20 protein-coding genes are annotated in these 24338 nt (G+C 59.7%); 11 read left to right on the top strand and 9 right to left on the bottom strand.

All coding sequences use genetic code 11. The features are described 5' to 3' along the window. Positions 1 to 29: 29 nt before the first annotated feature. Positions 30 to 1379, top strand: coding sequence for a DUF1254 domain-containing protein (locus tag CKW19_RS05105; protein ID WP_095056884.1), 1350 nt, complete (start codon positions 30 to 32; stop codon positions 1377 to 1379). Beyond that, on the top strand, positions 1376 to 2755 hold the full coding sequence (locus tag CKW19_RS05100) for a DUF1254 domain-containing protein (RefSeq protein ID WP_095056883.1): 1380 nt from the start codon (positions 1376 to 1378) through the stop codon (positions 2753 to 2755). Before CKW19_RS05105 ends, CKW19_RS05100 begins: the two co-directional genes overlap by 4 nt. Positions 2756 to 2992: 237 nt before the next feature. On the opposite strand, the gene CKW19_RS05095 is transcribed toward CKW19_RS05100, so the two are convergent. Next, entirely contained in the window at positions 2993 to 4966 is a 1974-nt protein-coding gene (locus CKW19_RS05095) for an alkyl/aryl-sulfatase (protein WP_095056882.1), read from the bottom strand. A gap of 138 nt (positions 4967 to 5104) precedes the next feature. Here CKW19_RS05095 and CKW19_RS05090 point away from each other — a divergent pair, with 138 nt between their 5' ends. The 4 genes from CKW19_RS05090 (at position 5105) to CKW19_RS05075 (ending at position 10146) form a co-directional block, all read left to right on the top strand. Continuing rightward, positions 5105 to 5773, top strand: a complete 669-nt coding sequence (locus tag CKW19_RS05090) for an ABC transporter ATP-binding protein (RefSeq protein WP_095056942.1) — start codon at positions 5105 to 5107, stop codon at positions 5771 to 5773. Between the two features lies 1 nt (position 5774). After that, positions 5775 to 8246, top strand: a complete 2472-nt coding sequence (locus tag CKW19_RS05085) for an ABC transporter permease (protein ID WP_095056881.1) — start codon at positions 5775 to 5777, stop codon at positions 8244 to 8246. Next, entirely contained in the window at positions 8236 to 9309 is a 1074-nt protein-coding gene (locus tag CKW19_RS05080; protein ID WP_095056880.1) for a lipocalin-like domain-containing protein, read from the top strand. The genes CKW19_RS05085 and CKW19_RS05080 overlap by 11 nt, the downstream gene beginning before the upstream one ends. A gap of 258 nt (positions 9310 to 9567) precedes the next feature. After that, positions 9568 to 10146 carry a hypothetical protein gene (locus tag CKW19_RS05075; RefSeq protein WP_095056941.1) on the top strand — a complete coding sequence of 193 codons (579 nt, stop codon included), beginning with the start codon at positions 9568 to 9570 and terminating at the stop codon, positions 10144 to 10146. Between the two features lie 470 nt (positions 10147 to 10616). On the opposite strand, the gene CKW19_RS05070 is transcribed toward CKW19_RS05075, so the two are convergent. From CKW19_RS05070 to CKW19_RS05055, 4 genes are all read right to left on the bottom strand, one after another. Beyond that, on the bottom strand, positions 10617 to 11135 hold the full coding sequence (locus CKW19_RS05070; protein WP_095056879.1) for an Hcp family type VI secretion system effector: 519 nt from the start codon (positions 11133 to 11135) through the stop codon (positions 10617 to 10619). Between the two features lie 332 nt (positions 11136 to 11467). After that, positions 11468 to 12847: a VOC family protein gene (locus tag CKW19_RS05065; RefSeq protein WP_095056878.1), complete on the bottom strand. Its 1380-nt coding sequence runs from the start codon at positions 12845 to 12847 to the stop codon at positions 11468 to 11470. 111 nt (positions 12848 to 12958) lie between these two features. Then, the gene (locus CKW19_RS05060; protein ID WP_095056877.1) at positions 12959 to 13915 is read right to left on the bottom strand and encodes an alpha/beta fold hydrolase; all 957 of its coding nucleotides are present in this window, start codon (positions 13913 to 13915) and stop codon (positions 12959 to 12961) included. Positions 13916 to 13936: 21 nt separating this feature from the next. Next, positions 13937 to 15391, bottom strand: a complete 1455-nt coding sequence (locus tag CKW19_RS05055) for an NAD(P)/FAD-dependent oxidoreductase (RefSeq protein WP_095056876.1) — start codon at positions 15389 to 15391, stop codon at positions 13937 to 13939. Between the two features lie 201 nt (positions 15392 to 15592). On the opposite strand from CKW19_RS05055, the gene CKW19_RS05050 reads away from it, so the two are divergent. Next, entirely contained in the window at positions 15593 to 16666 is a 1074-nt protein-coding gene (locus CKW19_RS05050; protein WP_095056875.1) for a diguanylate cyclase, read from the top strand. 27 nt (positions 16667 to 16693) lie between these two features. Here the strand turns inward: CKW19_RS05050 and CKW19_RS05045 are convergent, their stop codons facing one another. The 3 genes from CKW19_RS05045 to CKW19_RS05035 form a co-directional block, all read right to left on the bottom strand. Beyond that, a complete protein-coding gene (locus CKW19_RS05045; protein WP_095056874.1) occupies positions 16694 to 17563 on the bottom strand; it encodes an oxaloacetate decarboxylase in 870 nt (289 codons plus the stop codon). Positions 17564 to 17697: 134 nt separating this feature from the next. Next, on the bottom strand, positions 17698 to 18732 hold the full coding sequence (astA, locus tag CKW19_RS05040) for an arginine N-succinyltransferase (protein ID WP_095056873.1): 1035 nt from the start codon (positions 18730 to 18732) through the stop codon (positions 17698 to 17700). Between the two features lie 49 nt (positions 18733 to 18781). Beyond that, a complete protein-coding gene (locus CKW19_RS05035; protein ID WP_095056872.1) occupies positions 18782 to 19798 on the bottom strand; it encodes an arginine N-succinyltransferase in 1017 nt (338 codons plus the stop codon). A gap of 554 nt (positions 19799 to 20352) precedes the next feature. On the opposite strand from CKW19_RS05035, the gene CKW19_RS05030 reads away from it, so the two are divergent. Together CKW19_RS05030 and cobF are read left to right on the top strand one after the other, a co-directional pair. After that, on the top strand, positions 20353 to 20928 hold the full coding sequence (locus CKW19_RS05030) for a histidine phosphatase family protein (RefSeq protein WP_095056871.1): 576 nt from the start codon (positions 20353 to 20355) through the stop codon (positions 20926 to 20928). Beyond that, complete coding sequence (cobF, locus tag CKW19_RS05025) at positions 20925 to 21686, top strand: precorrin-6A synthase (deacetylating) (RefSeq protein ID WP_095056870.1); 762 nt, start codon at positions 20925 to 20927, stop codon at positions 21684 to 21686. Before CKW19_RS05030 ends, cobF begins: the two co-directional genes overlap by 4 nt. A gap of 8 nt (positions 21687 to 21694) precedes the next feature. Here the strand turns inward: cobF and ftrA are convergent, their stop codons facing one another. Further along, positions 21695 to 22669: a transcriptional regulator FtrA gene (gene ftrA / locus CKW19_RS05020; protein ID WP_095056869.1), complete on the bottom strand. Its 975-nt coding sequence runs from the start codon at positions 22667 to 22669 to the stop codon at positions 21695 to 21697. A 101-nt stretch (positions 22670 to 22770) separates the two neighbouring features. On the opposite strand from ftrA, the gene CKW19_RS05015 reads away from it, so the two are divergent. Both CKW19_RS05015 and CKW19_RS05010 read left to right on the top strand, forming a co-directional pair. Continuing rightward, on the top strand, positions 22771 to 23205 hold the full coding sequence (locus CKW19_RS05015) for a rhodanese-like domain-containing protein (RefSeq protein WP_095056868.1): 435 nt from the start codon (positions 22771 to 22773) through the stop codon (positions 23203 to 23205). 178 nt (positions 23206 to 23383) lie between these two features. Then, the gene (locus CKW19_RS05010; RefSeq protein WP_095056867.1) at positions 23384 to 24163 is read left to right on the top strand and encodes an ABC transporter substrate-binding protein; all 780 of its coding nucleotides are present in this window, start codon (positions 23384 to 23386) and stop codon (positions 24161 to 24163) included. Positions 24164 to 24338: the final 175 nt, after the last annotated feature.

The raw sequence follows: 24338 nt of genomic DNA, 5'->3' as shown, positions 1-24338 counted from the left end.
GCTGATGTTTATGAGGAAGGAGATCAACCATGCGCCACTGGATATCCGCTCTGGCCCTGGGCGCAAGCCTGGGCACCGTTCACGCAGAAACCCTCGACCAACCCCAGGCGAAAGCGCTGGCCCAAGAGGCCTACGTGTTTGCCTACGCCACCGTCGAGCACGACAAAGTGCTCACCGCCATCGCCGCCAAACTGCCGTTCAACCGGCTCTATGGCGAACCGCGCTTGCTTGGCCCGCAAGACAACAAAGTCGTCTCGCCAAACAACGACACCTTCTATTCCCGAGCCTTGCTCGACCTGCGCAGCGAGCCCATGGTGTTGGACGTGCCGGCCGTGCAAGGCCGTTACTACAGCTTTCAACTGGTCGACATGCGCACCAACAACCTCGATTACATCGGCACCCGTGCCACCGGCAATCAGGCCGGGCGCTTCCTGATCGCCGGGCCGGACTGGCAGGGTGAGGTGCCGTCGGGTTTCAGCGGCGTGATTCGCTCGCCGAGTCGTCTGGTGTTTCTGCTGGGGCGCACCGAGGTCAAGGGTGAAGCCGACCAGAAGGACGCCGCCAAGGTCTTGAGCAGTTATGCGTTGCAGCCCCTGTCCACAGTGAGCGGTCGCGCGGCGCCTGAACCGTTGGCACCGCTGCAACTGCCCGCTTATCAGGACACCAAGCACGGTCCCGCCCAGACGCTGTTCGATACCTTCAACGCATTGGCACCGTTGCACCAATGGACTGCCAGTGAACAGAAGAAGCTCGACCGTTTCGCCGCCATCGGCGTGAAGCCTGGCGTCGCATTTCAACCGCCTGCGGACTTGAGCGATGCCATTGCCCAAGGCGCCGAAGCGGGACGCGAGCAAGTGCGCCAAGCGTCCAGCCAGATATCGGTGGAACAGCAGGGCTGGCTGCGTTCACCGACCAACGTCGGCAAGTTCGGTGACGACGACCTGACCCGCGCCGCGGTTGCCTGGCGCTACATCTACGCCAACGATCCGGTGGAAGCGCTGTACCCGATGGCGCTGCGTGACGCCCAAGGTCAATTGCTCGATGGCCAACATGCGTACCGCCTGCATTTTCCGGCCGGGCAACTGCCGCCGGTGAACGCGTTCTGGTCGCTGACCCTGTACGACGGCAAGACCCAATTGCTCGCGGCCAACCCGATCCAGCGTTACGCCCTGGGGGATCGCAGCCCGGGCTTGCAGTACGACGCCGACGGCGGCCTGACCCTGATCCTGCAATCCGACGCGCCGGAAAATGCGCCGCAGGGCAACTGGCTGCCAACGCCTCAAGGCCCATTCAACCTGTTATTGCGCCTGTACTTGCCGAAAGACGGGGCGCTGGACGGCCGTTATCGCTTGCCGACCATTGCGAGGGTCGAACCATGAATTCAATCGTCAGTCGCCGCCAGGTATTGGGCGGCATGGGCGTAATGGGCGGTAGCCTGATGTTGCCGCGCTGGTTGCTGGCGGCCGGTTCCGATGACCTGCGGGCGATCGCGCAGGAGGCGTGGATCTACGCCTACCCGATGCTCATGCACTACCAGACTATGGAAAAACAGGCGCTCAACCCGGTCGCGCCGGAGTACGTCGGCGGCTTCAATCGCTTTCGTCACTACAGCGAGTTGTTCACCCCGAGCAACCGCGACATCGTCACGCCGAATAATGACACGCCGTATTCCTGGGCCTGGCTTGACCTGCGCAGCGAGCCGCAAGTGTTGAGCGTGCCGGCGGTCGATGCGGACCGTTACTACGTGCATCAACTGGTCGACCAATACACCCACAACTTCGCCTATGTCGGCGCGCTCAGCACCGGTCGCGAAGCGGGGGATTACCTGGTCGCCGGGCCGCAATGGCAAGGCCAAACGCCGCCCGGTATCAAGGCCGTGCTGCGCAGCGAAACCGAGATCGTCATGGTTCTGGGGCGTACCGGTCTGAAAAATACCGAGGATCTGCCCTCTGTGCGCGCGTTGCAGCAGCAGTACCAATTGCGTTCTTTGCATGAGTACACCGGCAGTGCGCCACCGGTTGCCGCCCCTGCGATTGCCTGGCAACCGTGGGACAGCAAGACCGGGTTGGGGCCGGGATTTATTGCGGCGCTGAATCAGATTCTCAGCCTGTGCCCGGTGCATCCATCGGAGCAGGCCTTGCGCGCACGTTTCGCCCGGATCGGCATCGTGCCGGGCCAAGCGTTCGATGCGGCAGCATTGCCAGCGGATGTGCGTGAGGCACTGATCGCTGGCATTCAGGATGCGCAAGCGCAACTGCGAACGGCGGTCAGTCAGACGCGCAGCACCCTCGGCCTGTTTGGCACCCGCGAAGTGCTGCATGGCAATTACCTCAACCGCGCCGTCGCCGCGAATGTCGGCATCTACGGCAACAGTGTGGAGGAGGCGTTCTACGTCGGCAGTCGTCAGGACAATCAAGGACAGCCATTGCAGGGCGGGCGTCGTTATCGCCTGCGCTTTGCGCCGGGGCAATTGCCACCGGCCAGCGAATTCTGGTCGTTGACGCTGTACGACCTGCCGGACCGACAACTGGTGGCCAATCCGATTGACCGTTACTGCCTGAGCAGCCGCGATCACTTGCAGATGGACGCGGACGGTGGGTTGACGCTCGACCTGCAAAATTCGGCGCCGTCGTCGTCAAGCAACTGGCTGCCGACCCCGGAGAAGGGCGCGTTTACCGTGATTTTGCGGTTGTACGGGCCGAAGCAGGAAGTGATTGAACAGCGCTGGCGGATGCCGGTGGTTGAGCAAGCCTAAAGAAAAGATCGCAGCTACGGCGGATACCGTCTTGCACCTCACTGCGCAAATTGGCTTCTACATGGAATCATGCCGCCACGCGGGCGCTTCGTAGGAGCTGGCTTGCCAGCGAAGAGGGCCGTGTGCCCGGCGCAATGCTTGAGACCGCCTTCGCCGGCAAGCCGGCTACTACAAGGAATACTGCAGCTTGCGGCGGTCACCGTAGGAGTGCCGCAGGCTGCGATCTTTTGCTTTGATTTACGGAGTCACGATATTGAACTGCGGCGCAAAGGTATCGAGGCTGCCCATCAATTCGCCGAGCTTCTTGCCATTGCCCTGCAATTTGATCAGGCCTTTCTGGATCGCCGTCGGGATATCCAGTTGCTTGAGACTGATCTGTTCCAGGGTTGCCTTGCTCATGGTGACACCGGCATCCGCTTGGGGATTGAGCCCGGTGCGGTGGGTCAGCACGCCATTGCGCAGGGTCAGGTTGAAGTCCTTGTTCTGATCCTCGAAGGTCCAGTTCAGGGTCAGGTCATGACCGACGGCTTTTTCACTGTCGAGGCGAATCGCCAGGAAGTCGAAAAACATCTCCGGGCTCATGGCCCGCACCATATCCACCGATACCGAGGTGCCGGTATTGGGCGGTACGCCGTTGCGCAGCTCCATGGCACCGGTCAGGTACATATTGCGCCAGGTGGCGTTCTCGCTTTGATAACCCATTTGCTCCAGCGTCTCGGCCTGGGCTTTGTGGGCATCGCCGTTTTCAGGGTTGGCAAACAGCAATTGATTGCCCAGCTGCGCCGCCCAGCGGTATTCACCCTTGGCCATCGCCGCGCGCATTTTCTCCAGTACCGCCGCTTCACCGCCCATGGCCTCGACCGAACGTTTCGCCGTGTCGACCGGCGGCAGCGGATTGAGGTTGGCCGGGTTGCCGTCATAGAAACCCATGTAGCGCTGATACACCGCGCGGGTGTTGAAACTCAGCGAACCGTAGTAACCACGGGTGTACCACTTCTGGTCGAGGCTGCCGGGAAGCTTCTTGATCGTGTCGGCGATTTCCAGCGGCGTCAGGCCCTGGTTCAACAAGTGCAAGGTGCGGTCGTTGAGGAAGGCGTACATGTCGCGCTGATCGGCGAGGAACGTGCGGATGCGTTCACCGCCCCAGGTCGGCCAGTTGTGCTGGGCAAACAGCACGTCGGACTTATCGCCATAACGCGCCAGGCTGCCGTCCAGATATTGCGCCCAGGCCTTGGCGTCGCGCACTTGCGCACCGCGCGGGGTGAGGATGTTGTGCATCATTTGCGTGGCGTTTTCGGCCATGCACAAGGCGCGCAGCAGCGGCAGGTACAGGTTCATCTCCGCTGGAGCTTCGGTGCCTGGCGTCAGTTGGAATTCCACCTCCAGGCCGGCGATGGTGCGGCTCTCAAGTTCTTTTTCGATCAGGTCGGTGGGCGGAATCAGCGTGACGGTGCCGCCGCTCGGCGAGCTCTTGCCCAGGCCGGCGTCGACCTGGCCCTTTTCTCCACGGGGCAGCAGGCTGCCGAACTGGAACTGCGCCCGACGGCTCATGGCGTTACCGGCGAACACGTTCTCGCTCATCACGTGTTCCATGAACCCGGCGGGGGCGTAGACCTTGACCTTGCCGGCCTTGACGTCCGCCTCGTCGATCACCCCGCGTACACCGCCGAAATGGTCGACGTGGGTGTGGCTGTAGATCACCGCTACCACCGGTTTGCGTGGACGGTTCTGGTAGTACAGATCCAGCGCAGCCTTGGCGGTTTCGGCCATGGTCAGCGGGTCGATGATGATCAGGCCGTCGTCACCTTCGATGATGGTCATGTTTGCCAGATCGAGGCCGCGCACCTGATACAGGCGCGGGCTGACTTCGAACAGACCGGCATGTGCGCTGAGCTGTGCCAGACGCCACAGACTGGGGTTGACCGAGTCCGGTGCCTGATCCTTGGCGAGGAAGTCATAGGCCTGGATATCCCAGATGACTTTGCCTTCGGCCGTCTTGACCTGGCCTTTGAACGGCGCGATCAAGCCCTTGCTGACTGACTCGAAATCGGTGCGATCAGTGAAGGGCAGTTGTTGCAGCACCGCGGCGTTGTTGGCAGCAGTGAGGGCGCTGGCCGCGACCGGCGCATCGGCGGCGACCACCGATTGCGCGAGGCACACAGTGATCAGGCAGGCCAACAGGCCACGAGGGCTCAAAGTGAAACGAGGCATGGCGTCTCCGATTGTTATCGTTATGGTTAGACCAGCCTCGAGGGTAGGGCGGTGCTCGGGCAGGCCGATCATCAGTATCGGACAAAAATCATTCAGGGCCGCTATCCTTGGCCCACGCGTATCGAACGGGTTTTGCCCATGCTCGAAGTCCACGGCGTTTTCAAAAGCTACGCCACACCGCAAGGACCCTTGCCGGTGCTGCAAGGCGTCGACCTGACGCTCAAGCCTGGCAGCAGCCTGGCGTTGATGGGCGAATCCGGCAGTGGCAAGAGCACTTTGCTGCACCTGATCGCCGGGCTGGACAAGGTCGATCACGGCAGCATCCGCAGCGGCGAACTTCAGCTGGAACGGATGACAGAAGGGCAACTGGCCCACTGGCGACGCACCGAGATCGGGCTGGTGTTCCAGCAATTCAACCTGATCGGCAGTTTGCGCGTAGTGGACAACCTGGCCTTTCAGGCGCGGCTTGCCGGTCGCCATGACCCGCGCTGGCAGGCGCATCTGGTGCAGCGCCTGGGATTGGGTGATTTGCTTGAGCGCTATCCCGAACAACTCTCCGGTGGCCAGCAGCAGCGGGTTGCGCTGGGTCGGGCATTGGCTTCGAAACCCCAACTGCTGCTGGCCGACGAGCCCACCGGCAGCCTCGACGAAACCACTAGTGGTGAGGTCTTGAAGTTGCTGCTCGAACTGCTCGATGACAGCCCGACAACACTGTTGATGGTCACCCACAGCCCCAGCGTTGCCGCACGCATGGCGGAAAAAGTGGTGCTGCACGGTGGTCGCCTGGCCGGTGTGGACGCGCACTGATATGCGCATTTTTGCTGAAACACTGCGGGCGCTGCTCAGTCATTGGCGACAGCATCCGGTGCAGTTTTTCAGTGTGTTGACCGGGTTGTGGCTGGCCACCAGCCTGCTGACCGGTGTGCAGGCGCTCAACAGTCAGGCGCGGGACAGCTACGCCCGGGCCAGTCAATTGATCGGCGGCGAACCCCAGGCCAGTCTCGGCGCGCCGGGTGGCGGAACGTTCTCGCAGCAGCTGTTTATCGAACTGCGCCGTGCGGGGTGGCCGGTGTCGCCGGTGCTGCAAGGTCGCGTGACGCTCAAAGGCCACGAAGACCAGCGCTTGCAATTGATGGGCATCGAACCCGTGTCGCTGCCGATGGGGACTGCGGTGGCCGGGCAGGCATTGGCGATTGAGCAGGTGGTCGATTTTTTCAGCCCGCCAGGCAAGACCTGGATTTCGCCGCAGACCTTGCAGGCCTTGGGCTTGCACGAGGCTGATCGTCCACTGGCGGTCAACGGTCAGGCGCTGCCGCCACTGCACGTGCAAACCGACATGGCCCCTGGTCTGTTGCTGGTGGACATTGGATTCGCCCAGCAGATTCTGGGGTTGCCGGATCAGTTGTCGCGCCTGCTGCTGCCGAAGGATTTCACCGCGCCGTTGCCCGATCAACTCAAGGGACAACTCCAGCTCAAGACCCGCGGCGAAGAAAACAACCTGGCGCGCCTGACCGAGAGTTTTCATTTGAACCTTGATGCTCTGGGCGTTCTGTCGTTCGTGGTCGGGCTGTTTATCGTGCACGCCGCCATCGGCCTGGCACTGGAGCAGCGACGCGGTTTGCTGCGAACCCTGCGCGCCTGTGGGGTCAGTGCGCGGATGTTGTTGAGCTGTCTCGCCGTGGAACTGGGCGCGCTGGCCTTCCTCGGCGGTGTGGCCGGTGTCGCCAGCGGCTACCTGTTGGCGAGCGTGTTGCTGCCGGATGTCGCCGCCAGCCTGCGCGGGTTGTACGGCGCCGAAGTAGCGGGGCAGTTGAGCCTGAGCCCGTTGTGGTGGTTCAGCGGCATCGGCTTGAGCCTGTTCGGTGCCATGCTCGCCGGGGCCAACAGCCTGCTGCGGGCGGCGCGTTTGCCCTTGCTGGCGCTGGCCGACCCGCAAGCCTGGCATCAGGCCCACGCACGCTGGTTGCGACGCCAGGGTTGGGTGGCAGCGTTGACGGGCGTGATCGCACTGCTGGCGTTGATTTTCGGCGACAGCCTGGTCAGCGGTTTCGTGCTGATGGCCGCGCTGTTGATCGGCGCAGCGCTGGCGTTGCCGGTGGCGCTCAGTACGTCGCTGAACCTCGCGTTGCGACGCAGTCACTCAGTGCTCGGCCAATGGTTTCTCGCCGATTGCCGCCAGCAACTGCCAGCCCTGAGCCTGGCGTTGATGGCGCTGTTGCTGGCCCTGGCGGCGAACATCGGCGCCGGCAGCATGACCGCCGGATTCCGCCAGACGTTCAGCGACTGGCTCGAACATCGCCTGACCGCCGAGCTCTACCTCAATCCACAAAGCCCGGCGCAGGCGCGGGAGCTGCACACCTGGCTCGATCAGCAGCCGCAACTGGCGGCCGTGCTGCCCAACTGGCAGGTATCGATTCAGCTGCAAGGCTGGCCGACCGAGGTGTTTGGCATCATTGATCACCCGACCTATCGCGAGCACTGGCCGTTGCTGGAAGCGTCGGGCGAGCGAGCGTGGGAACAGTTGGCCAAGGAAGACGCGGTGATGCTCAGTGAACAATTGGCCCGGCGGCTGAACGTAAAACTGGGCGATCACCTGACCTTGCCAACACCCAATGGCCCGTGGTCGCCGAAGATCGTCGGGATCTATGCCGACTATGGCAATCCCAAGGGCCATGTCCTGGTCAATATCGATCACCTGCTGCGCGGCTGGCCACAGCTCACGCCGAACCGCTTCAACCTGCGCATCGACCCGGCATCGATCCCCGGGTTTGTCACAACGCTTCAAGCGCGTTTCACCCTGGATGACAGCCGGATTGTCGATCAGGCGCGGCTCAAGGGCTGGTCCACGCAGGTCTTCGAACGCACCTTTGCCGCCACCGCCGCGCTCAACAGCCTGACGTTGTGCGTGGCCGGCGTGGCGCTGTTCATCAGCCTGCTGACCCAGAGCAAAAGCCGCCTCGGGCAACTGGCACCCCTGTGGGCGCTGGGCGTGACGCGTCGGCAACTGATGCTGCTCAACCTCGGGCAAACCTGGTTGCTGGCGTTACTGACCTTGGTGCTGGCGTTGCCACTGGGCATCGCGTTGGCGTGGTGCCTGGACACGGTCATCAACGTGCAGGCCTTTGGCTGGAAACTGCCGCTGCGGGTGTTCCCGCTGCAATTGTTGCAACTGATGGGTTTGGCAATGCTGGCGACGTTATTGGCTTCGGCGTGGCCGCTGTACAGTTTGTACCGCACGCAACCGGCGGACCTGTTGAGGACGTTTGCCCATGAGGATTAAGGTCAGCGTATTAATTCTGGCGCTGCTGTCGAGTGGTTGCGATCAACCCGCACCGGATGAAAAAGGCTTCGCCGGCCTGGGTAACCAGGCTGCGACATTCACACCGGTTGTGCCCGGCCGTGCGTTCATTTTTCCGGCGGATCACGGTCCCCACGACGGCTTTCGCATCGAGTGGTGGTACGTCACCGCCAATCTCAAGGATGCTCAAGGCAACGAATTCGGCGCGCAATGGACGTTGTTTCGCAGCGCCCTGACGGCCGCGCCCGAGCAGGCGGGCTGGGGCAATCAAGCGATTTGGCTGGGTCACGCAGCCGTGACGTCGGCGACGCTGCATCATGCGGCCGAACGCTATGCCCGTGGCGGCGTGGGTCAGGCGGGGGTCAGCCTTGGGCCGTTCAAGGCATGGATCGACGATTGGCAGTTCAGCAGTCAGGCCACGGCGGACAACCCACTGGCACAGATGCACCTGAGCGCACGCGACAAGACGTTCAGCTATCAATTGCAGTTGACGTCGACGCGTCCGCTGGTGCTTCAGGGTGAAAAGGGCTTCAGCCAGAAATCCGAACAGGGCCAGGCTTCGTATTACTACAGCCAGCCGTTTTTCCAGGCCAGCGGCACATTGGAAATCGACGGCAAAAGCGTTCAGGTCAGCGGCCCGGCCTGGCTCGATCGCGAATGGAGCAGCCAACCGCTGACCGCCAACCAGAGCGGCTGGGACTGGTTTTCCCTGCACCTGGACAGCGGCGAGCAAGTGATGCTTTACCGCATGCGGCAAAAGGACGGCGAGCCTTATCTCACCGGGACGTGGATCGACGCCGAGGGCCGGACACAGTTGCTGCACGCGAGTGACATCACCCTCATTCCACAGGACGCCACCAATGTCGCCGGGCGGACAATGCCGGTGCGCTGGGCAATCAAAGTCCCCGGTAAACACCTCGATATCGTGATCAACGCGCTCAATACCCAGGCGTGGATGGATTTGCGCATTCCTTACTGGGAAGGCCCGGTGCGCTTGAGCGGCAGTCATGCCGGGCGGGGTTATCTGGAAATGACCGGGTATTGAAATCAGCCGGAACTCCAAGTGACGGCCCCGCAACTCCGGCGAGCCACGGCCACCCGAAAAATCGAGCGAGGCACGATGTTTTTGCAGGCAGGCGAACTGATCTGGCTCAAGAAAAGCGCTATTAACACGCCGAGCGATGAAACCCTTGCACAAGAAACTGCCAACACTCGCTGTACAACGTCTATGCTGATCGCACACGCGGCGTTGAACCTAGTGGTACGCCGTCTGTTGCCATCTATCACAGGGAAAGCTCTGCCTATGAAACGCCATGCATTGACCAAAGCCATCGCCCTCGCCACTTTGCTGTCCGCCGCCAGTTTTAACGCCGTTGCCGAAGACGTTGCGCTGTCTGAGGTCGTAGTGTCTGATGTGGTCGCCACTAAAGTCGTTTCGGTTGATCCTGCCAACCATCATGTGGTGCTCAAGGGGCCGGACGGCAAAGAGTTTCCAGTAACGCTTACCGACAAAGCGAAAAACCTCGACAAGCTGAAGGCTGGCGATGAAGTCGACATCCGCGTCACTAGCGCCGTCGCCGCCTACCTCGATACTGATATCGACAAAGGCCTGCCAGGCAGCGTCGAACGCGCCGGTGAAGTTCGTGCCGCACCGGGCAGCGATACCCCGGGTGGCGAAGCTTACCGCCAAGTGCAAGTCCAGCTGAAAATCACCCACATCGATTTGGCCAAGAACCAGGTGACGTTCGAAGGGCCGAAGGGCAATACCAAGACTGTCGATGTCAAGAAGCCGGAAGTTCAGGCAAAACTCAAAGACCTGAAAGTTGGCCAGTCGGTGATTGTGACGTACACCGATATCCTCACAGTAACCAGCAAGCACTAAAATCGAGTAGTAGCTCTATATGTGTGGGTTGTTCTTGTGCAAGTTTTGTACAAGAACAACCCGCTTGAATGAACGAACAAGTGAGTTTGGAAATTTCGCCCCATAGTATTTAATTCGACATGTAGTTAAATATCATGTGATAAATTTCATCTTCGCGATACGGACATATCCCGCTACTTCTACTAAAATACCCCTCGTTCGCTCAGTGCCATGGCTCTTTACCAGTGCATGGATTGCCGAGGCCTTTGCACTGGGCGGACTCTTTCTTCATAAGCTAAGCCCCTGATTCAAAATAAAAATGGCAACCGCATGGTTGCCATTTTTTTTGTCTGAATACATGCTCGGTATTTCTTTTTTTCATTGTTTTTGTCGATTAGCCGATTGGTGTCGGTCGGCAAGTTATTGTTTGCAGTTCTCAAAATCACATCGACCAGCAGGGCCGGTCGATGGTTTATGCGGTCCAGCCAGACCTAGCCTACAATCGGGGAGCGCCAGTCATCGGAACCTGAAGTGCCGGAGACTTCGTGAGTCCAGGTAATTTTGCGATAACTGAAATGCACGTCCTGTAAATGGGTGAAGTGCGAGTTTGATGGGTCTTGACAGTTGTGCATGTAGTCCTTGATATCAACGATGATCGCGTCTTCCAGAACAGTGGAGTAATAGTGTTCCTGAGTACCTTGAGCGGAGGTACGGAACCACTGGATTTCGACTTTGGTGATGAGTTCGCCGGAGGTCAGGGCCGCCAACAGTAGCGGCGAAGCCTTGTCGAACACCTTAGTGATCACAGCGGGTTTGTGAATACGTTGACCGGTTGGCTGGCCGGATTGTGCGTCACGCGGAATGATGACTTCGTGGCTGAAGGCCTGAACCATGACCTGGTCTTCGTGGCCTTCCTGATAAGTGTTGCCGACAGAGTCGGCTGTGAACGCGCCGGCAGTGATCAAGCCTTGTTTTTCGCCGGTGACGGACATGTACGCGGGTGTTGCCATGAATGCGCTCCTTGCTGAACGGTGAGAGACCCACGGGAAAAACGGCTCCTGCGGGCCAATGACCTAAACAAGGTCTGTGCCATGGCTAATAAATATCTATAAAAACAGTTGGTTATGTGAATTTTGTGCGACCGGATCACCTGATTTTTCCAGAAAAGCGCGCAAAAACCTGCGCTACGCTGCGCAATGTTTTACGAGCTCGCCCGGAGGGCCTGACAGGTTCGGCTTCAAGCCTTTTTTAACGCGGATATGGTGCTGTGATACGCCATTTCTTGCGCATTACGGCACCAGGCCATTATCGGGCGAAGCGGAACCGTTGGATGGCTTACCGCCTACTTCTCCAGCATTGCCAAACACTGCTCGATCGACCGCTGCTGACATTCGGCATACAACGTCAGTTCATCAATGGTCGATCGTCCCAAGGCCTTCTCAAAGGCGTGCTGATTGGGATGCTCGCCGTAATGGGCTTGTGCCGCGTCCCCAAGGTTCGACTGAAAAATCCCCGCTGCACTGACCGGCAGAAAATCTTCGTACACCAGCGGTTCAATCCGCAGATAGCCGCTGCTGAGCAACGCTTCCAGAGTCGAGGCTTTCAGTGCATCCGGGGCCAGGGTTTTTCCTGTCGTGAAGTAGCGAAAGTACGCCAGATCCTGCTGGCGGATGCCTTCCCAGGTGTCAGGAAACTCGCTGAAATGCTGCGTCATGAGGGCGTTGTAGCGTGCGGCGTTGGCTTCGTTGGGGAAGTCCTTCAATTCGTCCCTCGCGGCATTCAGCAAGCGATCGTAAAGCGCCCGGCCCTTGGGTGTGAGGGCCGCGCCACGCTGTTCGATCTCGCCAAAGCGGGCGCTGTGGCTGCCACGCGTCTCGTGCTGGTCGGTGAAGGCAATCGGCTCATCCAGAGCCTTGAAGCTGGTTTGGCGCAGCAGGATCGGACACTGCCGGCGGGGCGGACCTTCGATCACCGCTTTGGGGGTAATGCCATGGGCCGGCATTTGCGCCTGCACGATGTCGATATCAAGGGTGCGAGGCGTCAAGTGATTAATGTGCGGGCCCTTGAATGCCACGACGTCGGCAATCAGACGATGCTGGGCACTGAGTTGTTGATATTGCTCGGCGGTCACCGTGGCGCTGTGGTGCCAGCGGAAGGTTTCCAGTGCCTGCTCAACGAACTCATCCGCCTCCTGTTCGGTCAGGCCCCCTTGGGTTTCGGCGCGATCAATGAGGTTGAGGGCTGCAGGGGTGAAAATCGAGCGCTGATCGAGCACCGACTGGGCGAACGCCCGCAGTTCAAGGTCTTCAATCAGTTCCAGACGCAGCAGCGAGGTGAACACCCGGAACGGGCTGACCTGCAACGCTGCTTCGTGCACCGCGCGAAACGCCGTGGAATGCACGGGCACCCCGGCCGGTGTCAGGTCGTAGTAACCCACCGGTTGCATGCCCATCACCGCAAACAGTCGGGCGAGTGTGGCCAGTTCCTCGGCGGTGCCGACGCGGATCGCACCGTGGCGCTCCAGGTCCAGGCGTTCGATTTCACCGGTGCTGTTCAGGTGTTTCGCAACCTGTGGATCGCTGTCCAGCACGTGACGGTTGGTTTGCTCCACCAGTGCCATCAACGCGCCGTACAACGGCACTTCCTCGCGATACATGTCAGACATCGCTTTGGAAAATCGTTGGCGGATCAGGTCTGGGCTGACGAAACTCGGGTGGCTCATGAACAGGATTCCTGGCGCGGTGACGTGAAGGATGGGAGAAAAGATCGCAGCCTTCCACGACGCCGACAAACGAAGATTCTGACGAACTTCATTCTTCAAAGGACTGCATCTTTAGTGCAGCCGTTGATCCTGAGGGCTTTCCGAGCGCAGTGATGCCAAAAAGTCCCGATACAGACGCGCTGAACCGGCAGGCACTTCGACCATGGGCATGTGGCCGACGCCGTCCCAGATTTCCACGCGCAGATCGGCGATGCCCTTGCTCCAGATGGCCACGCTGCTGACGTCGATCAACCGGTCCTTGCGGCCCCAAAGCAACAGCGCGGGGGCGGTGATGTCGGGGAGGTGGGGTTCCATCGGCGGGCTGGCACGAAAATCCCGGAAGATTTCTTCGAGATCATCCCTGGACTGTTCGTAGCGCTGGGCAACAGCATCCAGCACCAGTTTCGGCACCCATGGCGGCGACGCCATGGTCATGGCGTAGAAGCGCTGGAACTCTTCGCGCGAGTTGATCAGGAACGGGTTGTGGCCTTTGGCCAAATGACGCTCAAGATCGCTGGGTTCGGGCGAAGTGACACCGGCAGGGTCGATCAGCGCCACCGAGACAATCCGATCCGGATAGTGGGCCGCCAGCCACGCAGCCATGTAGCCGCCCATCGAATTGCCGATCACATGAACTTTCTCAACACCGCAAACATCCAGCAACTGGATCATCCGCTTGGCCTGCAGCGGGATGTCATAGCCGCCACCGGCCTTGAAGCCGGTTTCGCCATGGCCGGCGATGTCCGGGATGATCACCCGATGGGTGCCGACAAAGTGCCGGGCAAAACGCAGCCAGAGGTTCTTGTCGGCACTGAAACCGTGGAGCATCAAGACACTGCTGGTCGCCTCGTAAGGCCCGCCTTGCCAGGTCGAAACGGTCATTTCGGGTATTGGCACGACGATTTTGTGCAACCGGTACAGCTTGGCTTCGACCGCCATGTTCAAGTCATAGACCCAGTAGCCGATGGCCGGGTAGGTCAACCAGCTCCAGGCCAGGAAAACCGCAATAACGACGACCAATAAAAGCATTTCGCGTCTCCCTACTGCTGATCAGGACAAAATGTGATCGGCGGGTTTCAGTACCCGGGTCAAGCGATGAAAGCTGAAGCTGAACCCTGGAAACATGGCGATCACATGACCGCTCTTGCTTTGATACCAACTGTGGCAACCTCCTGACTTCCACACCGTGCGTTCCATTTCACGGTGGATCATTTCAGTGTAGGTACGTTCTGCTTCGGGTCGAACTTCGATGCTGCTTAAACCTTGTGCGTTCAAGGTACGAATGCAATCGAGGATGTAATTCATCTGGGATTCGATGATGAACAGCGCCGATGTATGGCCGATTCCGGTGTTGGGGCCGGTAACGATGAACAGGTTGGGAAAGTCCGGCAGGGCGGTGCCGAGGTAGGCCCGAGGGTATTGCGCCCACACATCCTTGAGTCGGTTGCCGTTTTTTCCCGTTACCGGGTAGGAAATCACCCCGTCAGTAGCATCATAGCCGGTGGACCAGACGATCAAATCCACGTCGATGTGCTGGCCATCCCGGGTGACGATGCCGGTCTCATCGAGGGAGGCGATGCCTTGTTCCTGGTTGTGCAGCGTGACGTTTGACCGGCCCAGCGCCGGGTACAGCGTGCTGGACAGGATCACCCGTTTGCAGCCGATGGTGTAGTCCGGTGTCAGCTTGCGCCGTAGCTCGGCGTCCGGCACCTGGCGCTTGAGGAAGCGTAGCGCTTGATGCTGGACCATGCGCACGGCCGGTTTCGAATACTTGAAGGCAATGACCCGCGTTTCGAATTGCCAGTAGATCATCCAGCGCAGCAGTGTGTAGGCCGGTTTGAGCCCGAGCAGCCAGCGCTGGAAACGACCGAAGGTGCGGTCGGCTCTGGGCAGTACCCAATGCGGTGTGCGCTGGAACACGTGCAAGTGCTCGACGTCCGGGGCAATGGCCGGAATCACTTGGGCAGCGCTGGCGCCGCTGCCGATGATCGCCACGCGCTTGTGGCGATAGTCGTAGGCATGGTCCCAACGGTTGGTGTGAAATGTCTTGCCCTGAAAACGCTCCCGGCCCTCGAAGTGCGGAATGACCGGTTGGCTCAGCGGGCCTGTGGCATTGATCAGGAATCGCGCGCAAAACATGCCTTTGCCCGCAGTGCGCACAGTCCAGTGCTTATTGGCGTCGTCCCATTCGATGCCTTCGACGTTGGCGCCCAGCTCCACCTTGTCCCGCAGGCCGAAGTGTTCCACGACATGATGTGTGTAGCGGTGCAGCTCTGCCTGCCCGGCGAACATTTGCGTCCAGAGAAAAGGCGCAAAGGACAGCGAATACAGGGGGGAGGGGACGTCGACGGCTGCACCGGGGTAGGTGTTCTGGCACCAGGTGCCGCCGAAGAAATCCCGCCGTTCCAGCAGGCGAAAATCATCGATGCCGGCCTTGAGCAAATTGATCGCGGCGCACTGCCCGCCAAATCCGCTGCCGATGATCAACACTTGAAAGGTCTGCATGCGCCTCCGCCTATCGTCATTGATCAACCCTTCCTTCATGTATAGCTGCTTCTGCGTGCATCGGCAGGCACCTGTGCCTGGCGAAATGCCCGGGTATTCAGCCCGTCTGATCGGTGATGGCTATTTAAATTCGCCCTGATAGACTCCAGCACACACGCAACCCCGGTTTTATCGGATTCCGTTCAGTGGCACAGAGGCCCTATGGAAAAAACGGGAGGAAAGGGACTTTCACTGGCCAGGAGGCTCTACACATCGCGAATCCTGGGGATTGCCCTCGGTTTGGTGTGCGTGAGCGCGGCGATGTATCCACTCGACCCGGCACCGTGGGTCTGGGGATTGATGTTGTTCAATGGCCTGCTGTGGCCACATCTGGCTTACCAATGGGCGCGTCGGGCCAGGGTGCCGTATCACGCCGAATACCGAAACTTGCTGATCGATTCCTTTCTTGGCGGCTTCTGGATCGCTGCCATGCAGTTCAATCCGCTGCCCAGCGCCACCACCGTCTCCATGATGGCAATGAACAATGTCTCCATTGGCGGCCCGCGCTTTCTATTGGTGGGCACGGCTGCGCAGCTGCTGGGTATGGGCGTTGGGGTTCTGATTTTCTCCCCGGCCTTTATACCCGCCACCAGTGCGCTGCAGCTCTATGCCTGTTTACCCTTGTTGTGCCTGTACCCGCTGGCACTGGGCTGGATCTGCTTCCGGCAGGCGCACACCCTTGGCCGGCAAAAGCGTGAACTGCTGGCACTGAGCCGCACCGACAGCCTCACGGGGTTGCTCAATCACGGGACCTGGAAAGATCAACTGGAAGTCGAGTTCCAGCGCTGCAAACGCCAGCAAAAAGGTGGGGCGATTGCGCTGATCGACATCGACCATTTCAAAGCCATCAATGACACCTACGGCCACGTCGCCGGAGATATCGTGCTGCGCCAGCTGAGCAAAATGCTCAAGCAGAACCTGCGGGCAACCGATGTGGCCGGGCGTTATGGCGGTGATGAGTTCTGCGTGATCCTTCCGGATTTGCCGCTGAACCGAGCCGCGACGGTCATGGATGCACTGCGCGACCGATTCTCCACCCTGGGCTATGAGCAGAGTCCGGCGCTGGAAGTCAGCTTGAGCATTGGCCTGGCAGCGTTCAATTCCGACCATACTGACGCGACGCTATGGCTCAACGACGCCGACCAGGCGCTGTATGAGGCCAAGACAACCGGGCGCAATCGGGTTATCTGTTGCGATTGTGACTGGCCGCGACATGAAGTGACGGATTCGGTGTGAGCAAAAACCAGGCTCCAACGATCGCCATTACTCTTTGACTTGCATGAATTCCTCTGCCCAGCGGATGTATTCCTCAGGCTGCGTATAGGTATGGGTAAGCTCGGTCGCGCTCAGATCCGCCCCCTGAGTGAAGATCTGTCGTTGCTCACGCAGGCTGTCGTAAGTGGCCTTGATCGCGGCGAAGTAGGCGCCGTGGCCGTCGATGGTCACGCGTACACCCAGTTCTGCCAGGCGTTGATCGTCGCGTAGCAACGGGTTGCCGTAGGTCACCAGCATCAGCGGGACGCTCAGGTGCTCGGCGATCTGCTCCAGGTGATCGAAATCCTTGACCCCGACCATGCAAATCCCGTCCGCTCCGGCAGCCTGATATTGCTGGGTGCGGCTGATGATTTCCTGGACCGGCAGAATGCCCGCGTGGGTTCGGGCGATGATTGCCATTTCCGAGTCGACCCTGGCTTCCAGCGCGGCGCGAATCTTGCCGACACCCTCGGCGACGGTGATCAGGTCGGTGGATTTGCGGCCGAACTGGGCGGGCAGCAAGGTATCTTCGATGGTCAGGGCGGCGATGCCGGCGCGTTCGAGTTCGACGATGGTGCGCATGACATTGAGTGCGTTGCCGTAACCGTGGTCGGCATCGGCAATCACCGGCAATTGAGCGACGCGGCCGATGCGGGTGGCCTGCTCAGCGAATTCGCTGAGGGTGATCAAGGCAAAGTCAGGAGCGCCCAGCACTTGTAACGAGGCGACCGAGCCGCCGAGGATGCCGACTTCGAACCCCAGGTCCGCCGCAATACGGGCCGACATCGGGTCGAAAACCGAGGCGGTGTGGTAGCAGGTTTTGGAAGCGAACAGCTGGCGAAAATTGCGGCGCAAATCTTGATGAGAAAGCCTGGACATATGAGTTCCACCAATGGAATGGAAGGGCTTGAGCAAAAGTGTCAACGCCGAAGGAACAAAAGGCTATCACGCGAACGGGTGGAGAATGATGACGAATTTGCAGGCCGGGACAGATTGAGACCGATGCCGGCTGGTTACGCCGCCACGGCCCGGGGCTGTTGCTTGAGCAGCTGTACCGCGCGCACCGAGTCCCCCGGTTGCAGTTGCAGGCGCTTGGCGGTCAGTCGGTCAACGATCAGCGTTCCGCCCGCCAATCGTGCCCGGGCGCTGGTGATGCGGCAGTTTTCCAGGCGCCGGTTGTGGATGAGCCACTCCGGTGCCTGATCGTCCGGAGTGCCGATGTCCAGTATCAGGTTTTGACTCTCGCGCACGGTGCGGATGCTCGAAATCGGGGCTTCGATGACGGGGCCGGCGTCGAAAATATCGATGTAGCCCTTATGGGCAAAACCCTCGGCGGCGAGGATTTTCAAAGCGTGTTCGGTATGGGGGTGGGCCTTGCCGATCACCGCCTGGGCTTGTTCGGTCAGCAGGCAGGTATAGAGCGGTTGGCGCGGCATCAGTTCGGCGATGAAGGATTTGTTGCCCAGTTCTGACAATTGCTCGGCGTGGCCGAAATCCATCTTGAAGAAGTGGCGGCCCACGCTGTCCCAGAACGGTGAACAGCCGTGTTCGTCAGCACTGCCCCGCAGTTCAGCGATCAGTTTGTCACCGAACAGGTGTGTAAATTCGGCCACAAACAGTAAGCGCCCCAGGGAAAGCAAACGACCGTTACTTCCACGGCGTTCATCGGGGTGCAGGTACAACGAATGGATTTCCGATTGCCCGGTCATTTCATTGCTCAGGAACAGGGTCGGAAGCTGGCGCTGGATGCCAAGGTCGGGCGACTCACTCACCGTGAGCCCGACCCGATAGTTGTACCAAGGTTCTCGCAGACCGATTCCACCCGTCAACGCGCTCACGCCCACGACTTGCTGATCGTCATCTTCGAGCACAAACAGGTAGTCGGCATCGGCACGATCGACCTGCTCGGCGAAAGCCCGCTGGGCCCAGCGGATCTTGTGGGCCAGGCGTTCTTCGTTGAACGGCAGGTTGCTGAGCCCTGTTTCCGCATGACCCACCAACGCCATCAGAGCGGGCAGGTCGGTGATCTGAACCGGGCGGACAATCATGCTGAAGTTCCTTTTTCATGCGTGCTCGGGTGTCGGGAGCGGTCCGTAATCACAGCGGGATCAGCCTGATTTCGCTGCCTTCGGTGGCCTTCAGCGCTGAGCACATGGCCGCGTCCAGAATGACAGGCTGCCCGGCGGTGTAGTCGAGCTCGGCGACGATGGCACGGTAGTTTTTCAATGAATCATTACTGAACAGATAGTGACCCCGGGCATCAATGCAAGTACCCGGTCGGACAAGCCCCGAGGTGCTCTGGACGATTGAGCGGATCGTCAACGTGCGCGCGAACAGCGTTGGACCTGCGTCGAAAAGGTCAACGTAGCTGTTGGTCTCAAAGCCTTCTCGTTCGAGGATATCGAAGGCTTCCTGGCCATCGGGATGGATTTGACCGATGCAGTCCTGTGCCGCCTGGGGCAGCATGGGCACGTAGAGGGGGTAATGCGGCATCAGTTCGGCGAGAAAAGACCGGCTTTCCAGACCGCAAAGTCGTTCGGCCTCGACGTAGGGCAAATCGAAGAAGTGTTTGCCGATGGCATCCCAGAACGGCGAGTGCCCTTCATCGTTGCTGTAGCCGACAATTTCAGTGATCACTGCGGCGGCGAAACGTTGCGTGTGGGCGGCGATAAACAACAAGCGCGCACGCGACAGGAGCTCGGAATGTGGCGTGCGTTCCAGGCTCTTGTCGATGTGGAAACCGCGTAAGAGGGTGTGGCCACTCAGATCCTGGCACAACGACAGCGTCGGTACGCCATGCTCGATGTTCAATTCACGCGAGGCGCTGGTGAACGGCCGGTTGCGCAGGCTATAGAACGGTTCGTTGAACCCGGCGGTGGCGAGGATTTCCGAGCAGCCCAACAGGCGTTGCTGCGCAGGGTCTTCCAGGACGAAGAAATAATTTTCCTGGCCAGGGCTCTGGACGTTTTTTTCGAATGAGGCACAGGACTGCCGAATCTTCTCGTGCAATTGTTCGTAGTCGTCGGGCAGGGACGTTACACCCACGAGGCTTTCACGAGCCAGGCGCTGCAATTGGGGCAGGTCGGCTAACTCGACTGGACGCAAGACCAGCATGGAGACACTCCTTGTATCAATGGATTCGGCGCCGGGCCAAATCTGACTATCACTGTCGGTTTTTTACTCACGTCAAATCGGCGGTCATCTGTTCTTGCTCAGGTGTCGCTGTTTTTTTAAGTGTTTTTTGCGTTTAACGGTGTTGGCGCGGATTGATAGTTTTGGTCAGCTTGAACACCACCGCTGATCGATATTCCGGGGTTGCAGAGAGGGTGCCGGGCTCTAGCTGGATGGCGTGATGGGTGCCTCAATCGTTCATTGAAAGCAGTATTTATTTATCGAGTATGGCCTGTCTAGTTAATTTTTGCAGGGTTTCTCCCTGCCCAAAAATGGGGCGAAACCCCCGGTGCCACGGGGAGTCAGTCAACGTAGATCAGCCTTGTAGGGTATTGCCTAAATTGGGGTCGGAGATAGCCGAGTCAGTGGCAAGTAGCCGGTACCCGCGAACGCTGAAAAGACGAAGGCGATTACGCCCGGATGACCATTTCTACGGCACAATTGCGCACGCCCCGTTGCGTGAAGGCGTTTAACGTCCGTTTATAGAGTGATGACCTGTGCAGGCAACCCGTTTGACTCTGATGTGCCACGCTCGAACCGTCGCACAGAAATTGGCGCGCTTTCCTACCGACGAGCCGTTGGAGATGGATTGGCAATCGGCGCAGCAATCCCGATGCACTCAATTCAAGGGAGCCCCGCGCCTGCTGTGCGGCCCCGAATTGCGAACCCGGCAAACCGCCGAATTGTTCGGCAGCGCGCCGCAGATCATCGAAGCCCTGAAGGATTGCGATTTTGGGCGCTGGAGCGGTGTGCGCATCGGTGAACTGCAAAACACCGAACCCGAGGCCCTTCAGCACTGGCTGGAGAACCCCGATTCGGCACCCCACGGTGGCGAGTCGGTGACCCGGCTCTGCGAACGCGTGAGTGCATGGCTGACGTCAGTGCAATCGACACCGGGACACATCGTTGCCATCACCCATCCCTTTGTCATTCGTGCTGCGCTGACGCACGTGTTGCAAGGCGCATCGTTCAATCTGATCGATGTAGAACCGCTGTCGGCTGTGGAATTGCGATTCCAGGGTCGTTGGCGGCTGCGCTTGGCGGGCACGGATCCCGGGGAGTCGCTTGAATGAAAAAGCTATTGGTCATCGGCATCGGTGCGGGCAATCCGGACTACATCACGATGCAAGCCGTAAAGGCGTTGAATCGGGTCGATGTGTTTTTCCTGATGGAAAAGGGCGAAAGTAAAAACCAGTTGATCGAATGGCGCCGCGAGATCTGCGAGCGCTACATCACCGACCGCGACTACCGCGTTGTCGAGGCCCATAGCCCGGAAAGAGCGCGCGGTGACGTGGACTACAAGACCAGTGTCGACGATCTGAACCTGGCCAAACAGCAAACCTTCGAACGCCTGATCAACGAGGAAATGGCTGACGGTCAGTGCGGCGGTTTCCTTGTTTGGGGCGACCCGGCGTTGTACGACAGCACCATCCGTATCTTGCAGGCGATTCTGGCGTCAGGTGTCTGCGCCTTCGAATTTGAGGTGATCCCCGGCATCACCAGCGTCCAGGCCCTGACGGCGCAACACAAGGTGCCGCTGAACCGGATCGGCCAATCCGTCGAGATCACCACCGGGCGACGACTGGCGGCAGGGCAGGCGGGAGAGGCCGACAGTGTGGTGGTGATGCTGGATGCGCAGGATGCCTACCGTCAGGTGGCGGACCAGGAGACAGACATTTATTGGGGCGCCTACCTGGGCACCCCGGATGAAATCCTGATCAGCGGCAAGCTCAAGGACGTGGAGGACGAAATAGCGCGGGTACGCCACGCTGCACGAGAGGCCAACGGCTGGATCATGGATACCTATCTGCTGCGCAAACCCGAGAAATAAGGGCCACCTCACGATAGGGTTTTGACACCGCGCCCGAATCGCTCCCGATACACCGACGGCGGTACGCCAACCACAGAACGGAATGCCACCCGGAAGCTTTCCACCGAGCGATAACCACAGCGCTGGGCGATCTGCTCGGTGTTCTGATCGGTGCTTTCCAGCAGTTCGCGGGCGCGCCCCAGACGTTCATGTTGCAGCCAGGTTTTCGGGGACTGGCCGCTGGCCTCGGTAAAACGGCGCAAGAACGTACGTTCGCTCATGGCCGCTTCGCTGGCCAGGTCGCGCACTTCAAGCGGTTCGTGCAGGCGCTCCCGCGCCCACTGCATGATGCGGGAAAGATCGCTGCGCGGTGTAGGACTGACCGGCGTCGGAATGAATTGCGCCTGGCCACCGGTGCGTTGCGGCGACATCACCAGCCGCCGCGCCACGGCATTGGCCACTTGCGTGCCGAAATCCCGCGCCACCAAGTGCAAACATGCATCGATGCCCGCAGCGCTGCCGGCGGACGTGATCAATTGGCCCGAGTCGACATAGAGCACGTTCGGGTCCACCAGGATGTTGGGAAAACGTTCGGCGAGCTCCGTGGTGTAGCGCCAGTGCGTGGTGGCGCCATGCCCGTCGAGCAAACCGGTTGCGGCCAGCACGAACACGCCGGAACAAATCGACAGCAAACGCGCGCCTCGGGCATGAGCCTGGCGCAGCGCCGCGATCAACTCCTCGGGCACCGCCGCACTGCGGTCGCGCCAGCCGGGAATGATGATGGTCCGGGCGTCTGCGAGCAGTTCCATGCCGCCATCGGCCAGCACCTGGATGCCGCCCATGGCACGCATCGGGCCTTGGTCGACGGCAACGATGCGATGGGCATACCACGGGAACTCGAATTCCGGGCGTGCCAGGCCAAAGATTTCCACGGCGATACCGAACTCGAAGGTGCAAAGGCCGTCGTAGGCGAGAATCGCGACCAATCCTGGGTTGGGTTGCATTTGGCGGAAAACTCCCGGTTAGTGTCTTGTGCGCCACTGTAGCGGGAAGAACGGGACGGATAAAGTCTTCTCACACCTGACGACACTTTGGAGTACTGCCCATGCCCAGCCTGGTTCGCGACATTCCCGCCGCCCCATCGGCCATCGCCCTGATGCATTTCAGCAACCGTCTGACCTTCGAAACCGATTGTTCCGACGTCTATACCAGTCAGCAGCACGGTGAAGTCGATTTCATTCTGGTGGATGTGCGTGGGCCGCTGGCGTTCGAGCGCGGTCATGTGCCGGGCGCGATCAATATCCCGGGCCGTCTGCTCACGGCCGAAGGGTTGGCGAGCTACACGAAAAACAACCTGTTCGTGGTCTATTGCGCCGGGCCTCACTGTAATGGTGCCAATAAGGCTGCGGTGAAACTGGCGGCATTGGGTTACCCGGTCAAGGAGATGATCGGCGGCGTAACCGGGTGGCTGGATGAGGGGTTTGCGTTGAGTACCGAAGAGCTGAAATCGCCCGTTGCTGCAATCGGTTGCGAATGCTGATCTGAAAACACCGCACAAAATACTGTTCTCATCCCTGTAACTTTTTGTCGCTTCAGCACAATTTACCCTCCCGTTGCCACTCTAGACTGCCGGCCACTTCGGTTTTCGCCCATAAAGCGGTCACCGAACGCTGCCAATCGAAGCTGCCAATAAAAGTCTCCGCACACGGGAGTTATAAATGAAGAAGCTAGTGATGTTCGGTGCCCTGGCACTGTCGATGTTGTCCCTGACCGCCGTGGCCGAAGACGCCAAGCCGATCCGCATCGGTATCGAAGCCGGTTACCCGCCATTCTCGATGAAAACCCCTGACGGCAAACTCACCGGTTTCGACGTGGACATCGGTGATGCCCTGTGCGAACAGATGAAAGTGAAGTGCACGTGGGTCGAGCAAGAGTTCGACGGCCTGATCCCGGCCCTGAAGGTCAAGAAAATCGACGCGATCCTGTCGTCCATGACCATCACTGACGATCGCAAGAAGAACGTCGATTTCACCATCAAGTACTACCACACCCCAGCGCGTTTCGTGATGAAGGAAGGCTCCGACGTCAAGGACCCGCTGACCGAACTCAAGGGCAAGAAAGTCGGTGTACTGCGCGCCAGTACCCATGACCGCTTTGCCACCGAAGTGCTGCAGCCAGCCGGGATCGTCCTGGTGCGTTACGGCTCCCAGCAGGAAGCCAACCTGGACATGGTCTCCGGTCGCATTGACGCGCTGCTGGCGGACTCGGTCAACCTGGACGACGGTTTCCTGAAAACCGACGCCGGTAAAGGCTTTACATTCGTTGGCCCTGAGTACAACGATCCGAAATACTTCGGTGGCGGCGCCGGCATTGCCGTGCGCAAGGGCGATACCGCCCTGGCCGAGAAATTCAACACCGCGATCACCGAAATCCGCGCCAACGGCAAGTACAAGCAAGTGCAGGACAAGTACTTCAAGTTTGACGTTTACGGCGAGTAATCCAGCCGTTTGGAAAAGTGGCAACCGTTGACGCGGTTGCCACTTTTTTTGTGTTCATGATTTATCCTGCCTAACACATTTCTTACCTGTAGGAGCTGGCTTGCCAGCGAAAGCGATCTGACAGTCACATCCTTTTCGACGGTGCCGACGTCTTCGCTGGCAAGCCAGCTCCTAC

The organism is Pseudomonas sp. Irchel s3f7, from assembly GCF_900187615.1.
Lineage (GTDB): Bacteria > Pseudomonadota > Gammaproteobacteria > Pseudomonadales > Pseudomonadaceae > Aquipseudomonas.
This window is presented reverse-complemented; position numbering and strand designations above follow the sequence as displayed.

Bases quoted from the DNA above. Each gene is read 5' to 3' on its own strand.
- CKW19_RS05105 (WP_095056884.1), top strand. From the start codon at position 30: ATGCGCCACTGGATATCCGCTCTGGCCCTGGGCGCAAGCCTGGGCACC.
- CKW19_RS05100 (WP_095056883.1), top strand. From the start codon at position 1,376: ATGAATTCAATCGTCAGTCGCCGCCAGGTATTGGGCGGCATGGGCGTA.
- CKW19_RS05095 (WP_095056882.1), bottom strand. From the start codon at position 4,966: ATGCCTCGTTTCACTTTGAGCCCTCGTGGCCTGTTGGCCTGCCTGATC.
- CKW19_RS05090 (WP_095056942.1), top strand. From the start codon at position 5,105: ATGCTCGAAGTCCACGGCGTTTTCAAAAGCTACGCCACACCGCAAGGA.
- CKW19_RS05085 (WP_095056881.1), top strand. From the start codon at position 5,775: ATGCGCATTTTTGCTGAAACACTGCGGGCGCTGCTCAGTCATTGGCGA.
- CKW19_RS05080 (WP_095056880.1), top strand. From the start codon at position 8,236: ATGAGGATTAAGGTCAGCGTATTAATTCTGGCGCTGCTGTCGAGTGGT.
- CKW19_RS05075 (WP_095056941.1), top strand. From the start codon at position 9,568: ATGAAACGCCATGCATTGACCAAAGCCATCGCCCTCGCCACTTTGCTG.
- CKW19_RS05070 (WP_095056879.1), bottom strand. From the start codon at position 11,135: ATGGCAACACCCGCGTACATGTCCGTCACCGGCGAAAAACAAGGCTTG.
- CKW19_RS05065 (WP_095056878.1), bottom strand. From the start codon at position 12,847: ATGAGCCACCCGAGTTTCGTCAGCCCAGACCTGATCCGCCAACGATTT.
- CKW19_RS05060 (WP_095056877.1), bottom strand. From the start codon at position 13,915: ATGCTTTTATTGGTCGTCGTTATTGCGGTTTTCCTGGCCTGGAGCTGG.
- CKW19_RS05055 (WP_095056876.1), bottom strand. From the start codon at position 15,391: ATGCAGACCTTTCAAGTGTTGATCATCGGCAGCGGATTTGGCGGGCAG.
- CKW19_RS05050 (WP_095056875.1), top strand. From the start codon at position 15,593: ATGGAAAAAACGGGAGGAAAGGGACTTTCACTGGCCAGGAGGCTCTAC.
- CKW19_RS05045 (WP_095056874.1), bottom strand. From the start codon at position 17,563: ATGTCCAGGCTTTCTCATCAAGATTTGCGCCGCAATTTTCGCCAGCTG.
- astA (WP_095056873.1), bottom strand. From the start codon at position 18,732: ATGATTGTCCGCCCGGTTCAGATCACCGACCTGCCCGCTCTGATGGCG.
- CKW19_RS05035 (WP_095056872.1), bottom strand. From the start codon at position 19,798: ATGCTGGTCTTGCGTCCAGTCGAGTTAGCCGACCTGCCCCAATTGCAG.
- cobF (WP_095056870.1), top strand. From the start codon at position 20,925: ATGAAAAAGCTATTGGTCATCGGCATCGGTGCGGGCAATCCGGACTAC.
- ftrA (WP_095056869.1), bottom strand. From the start codon at position 22,669: ATGCAACCCAACCCAGGATTGGTCGCGATTCTCGCCTACGACGGCCTT.
- CKW19_RS05015 (WP_095056868.1), top strand. From the start codon at position 22,771: ATGCCCAGCCTGGTTCGCGACATTCCCGCCGCCCCATCGGCCATCGCC.
- CKW19_RS05010 (WP_095056867.1), top strand. From the start codon at position 23,384: ATGAAGAAGCTAGTGATGTTCGGTGCCCTGGCACTGTCGATGTTGTCC.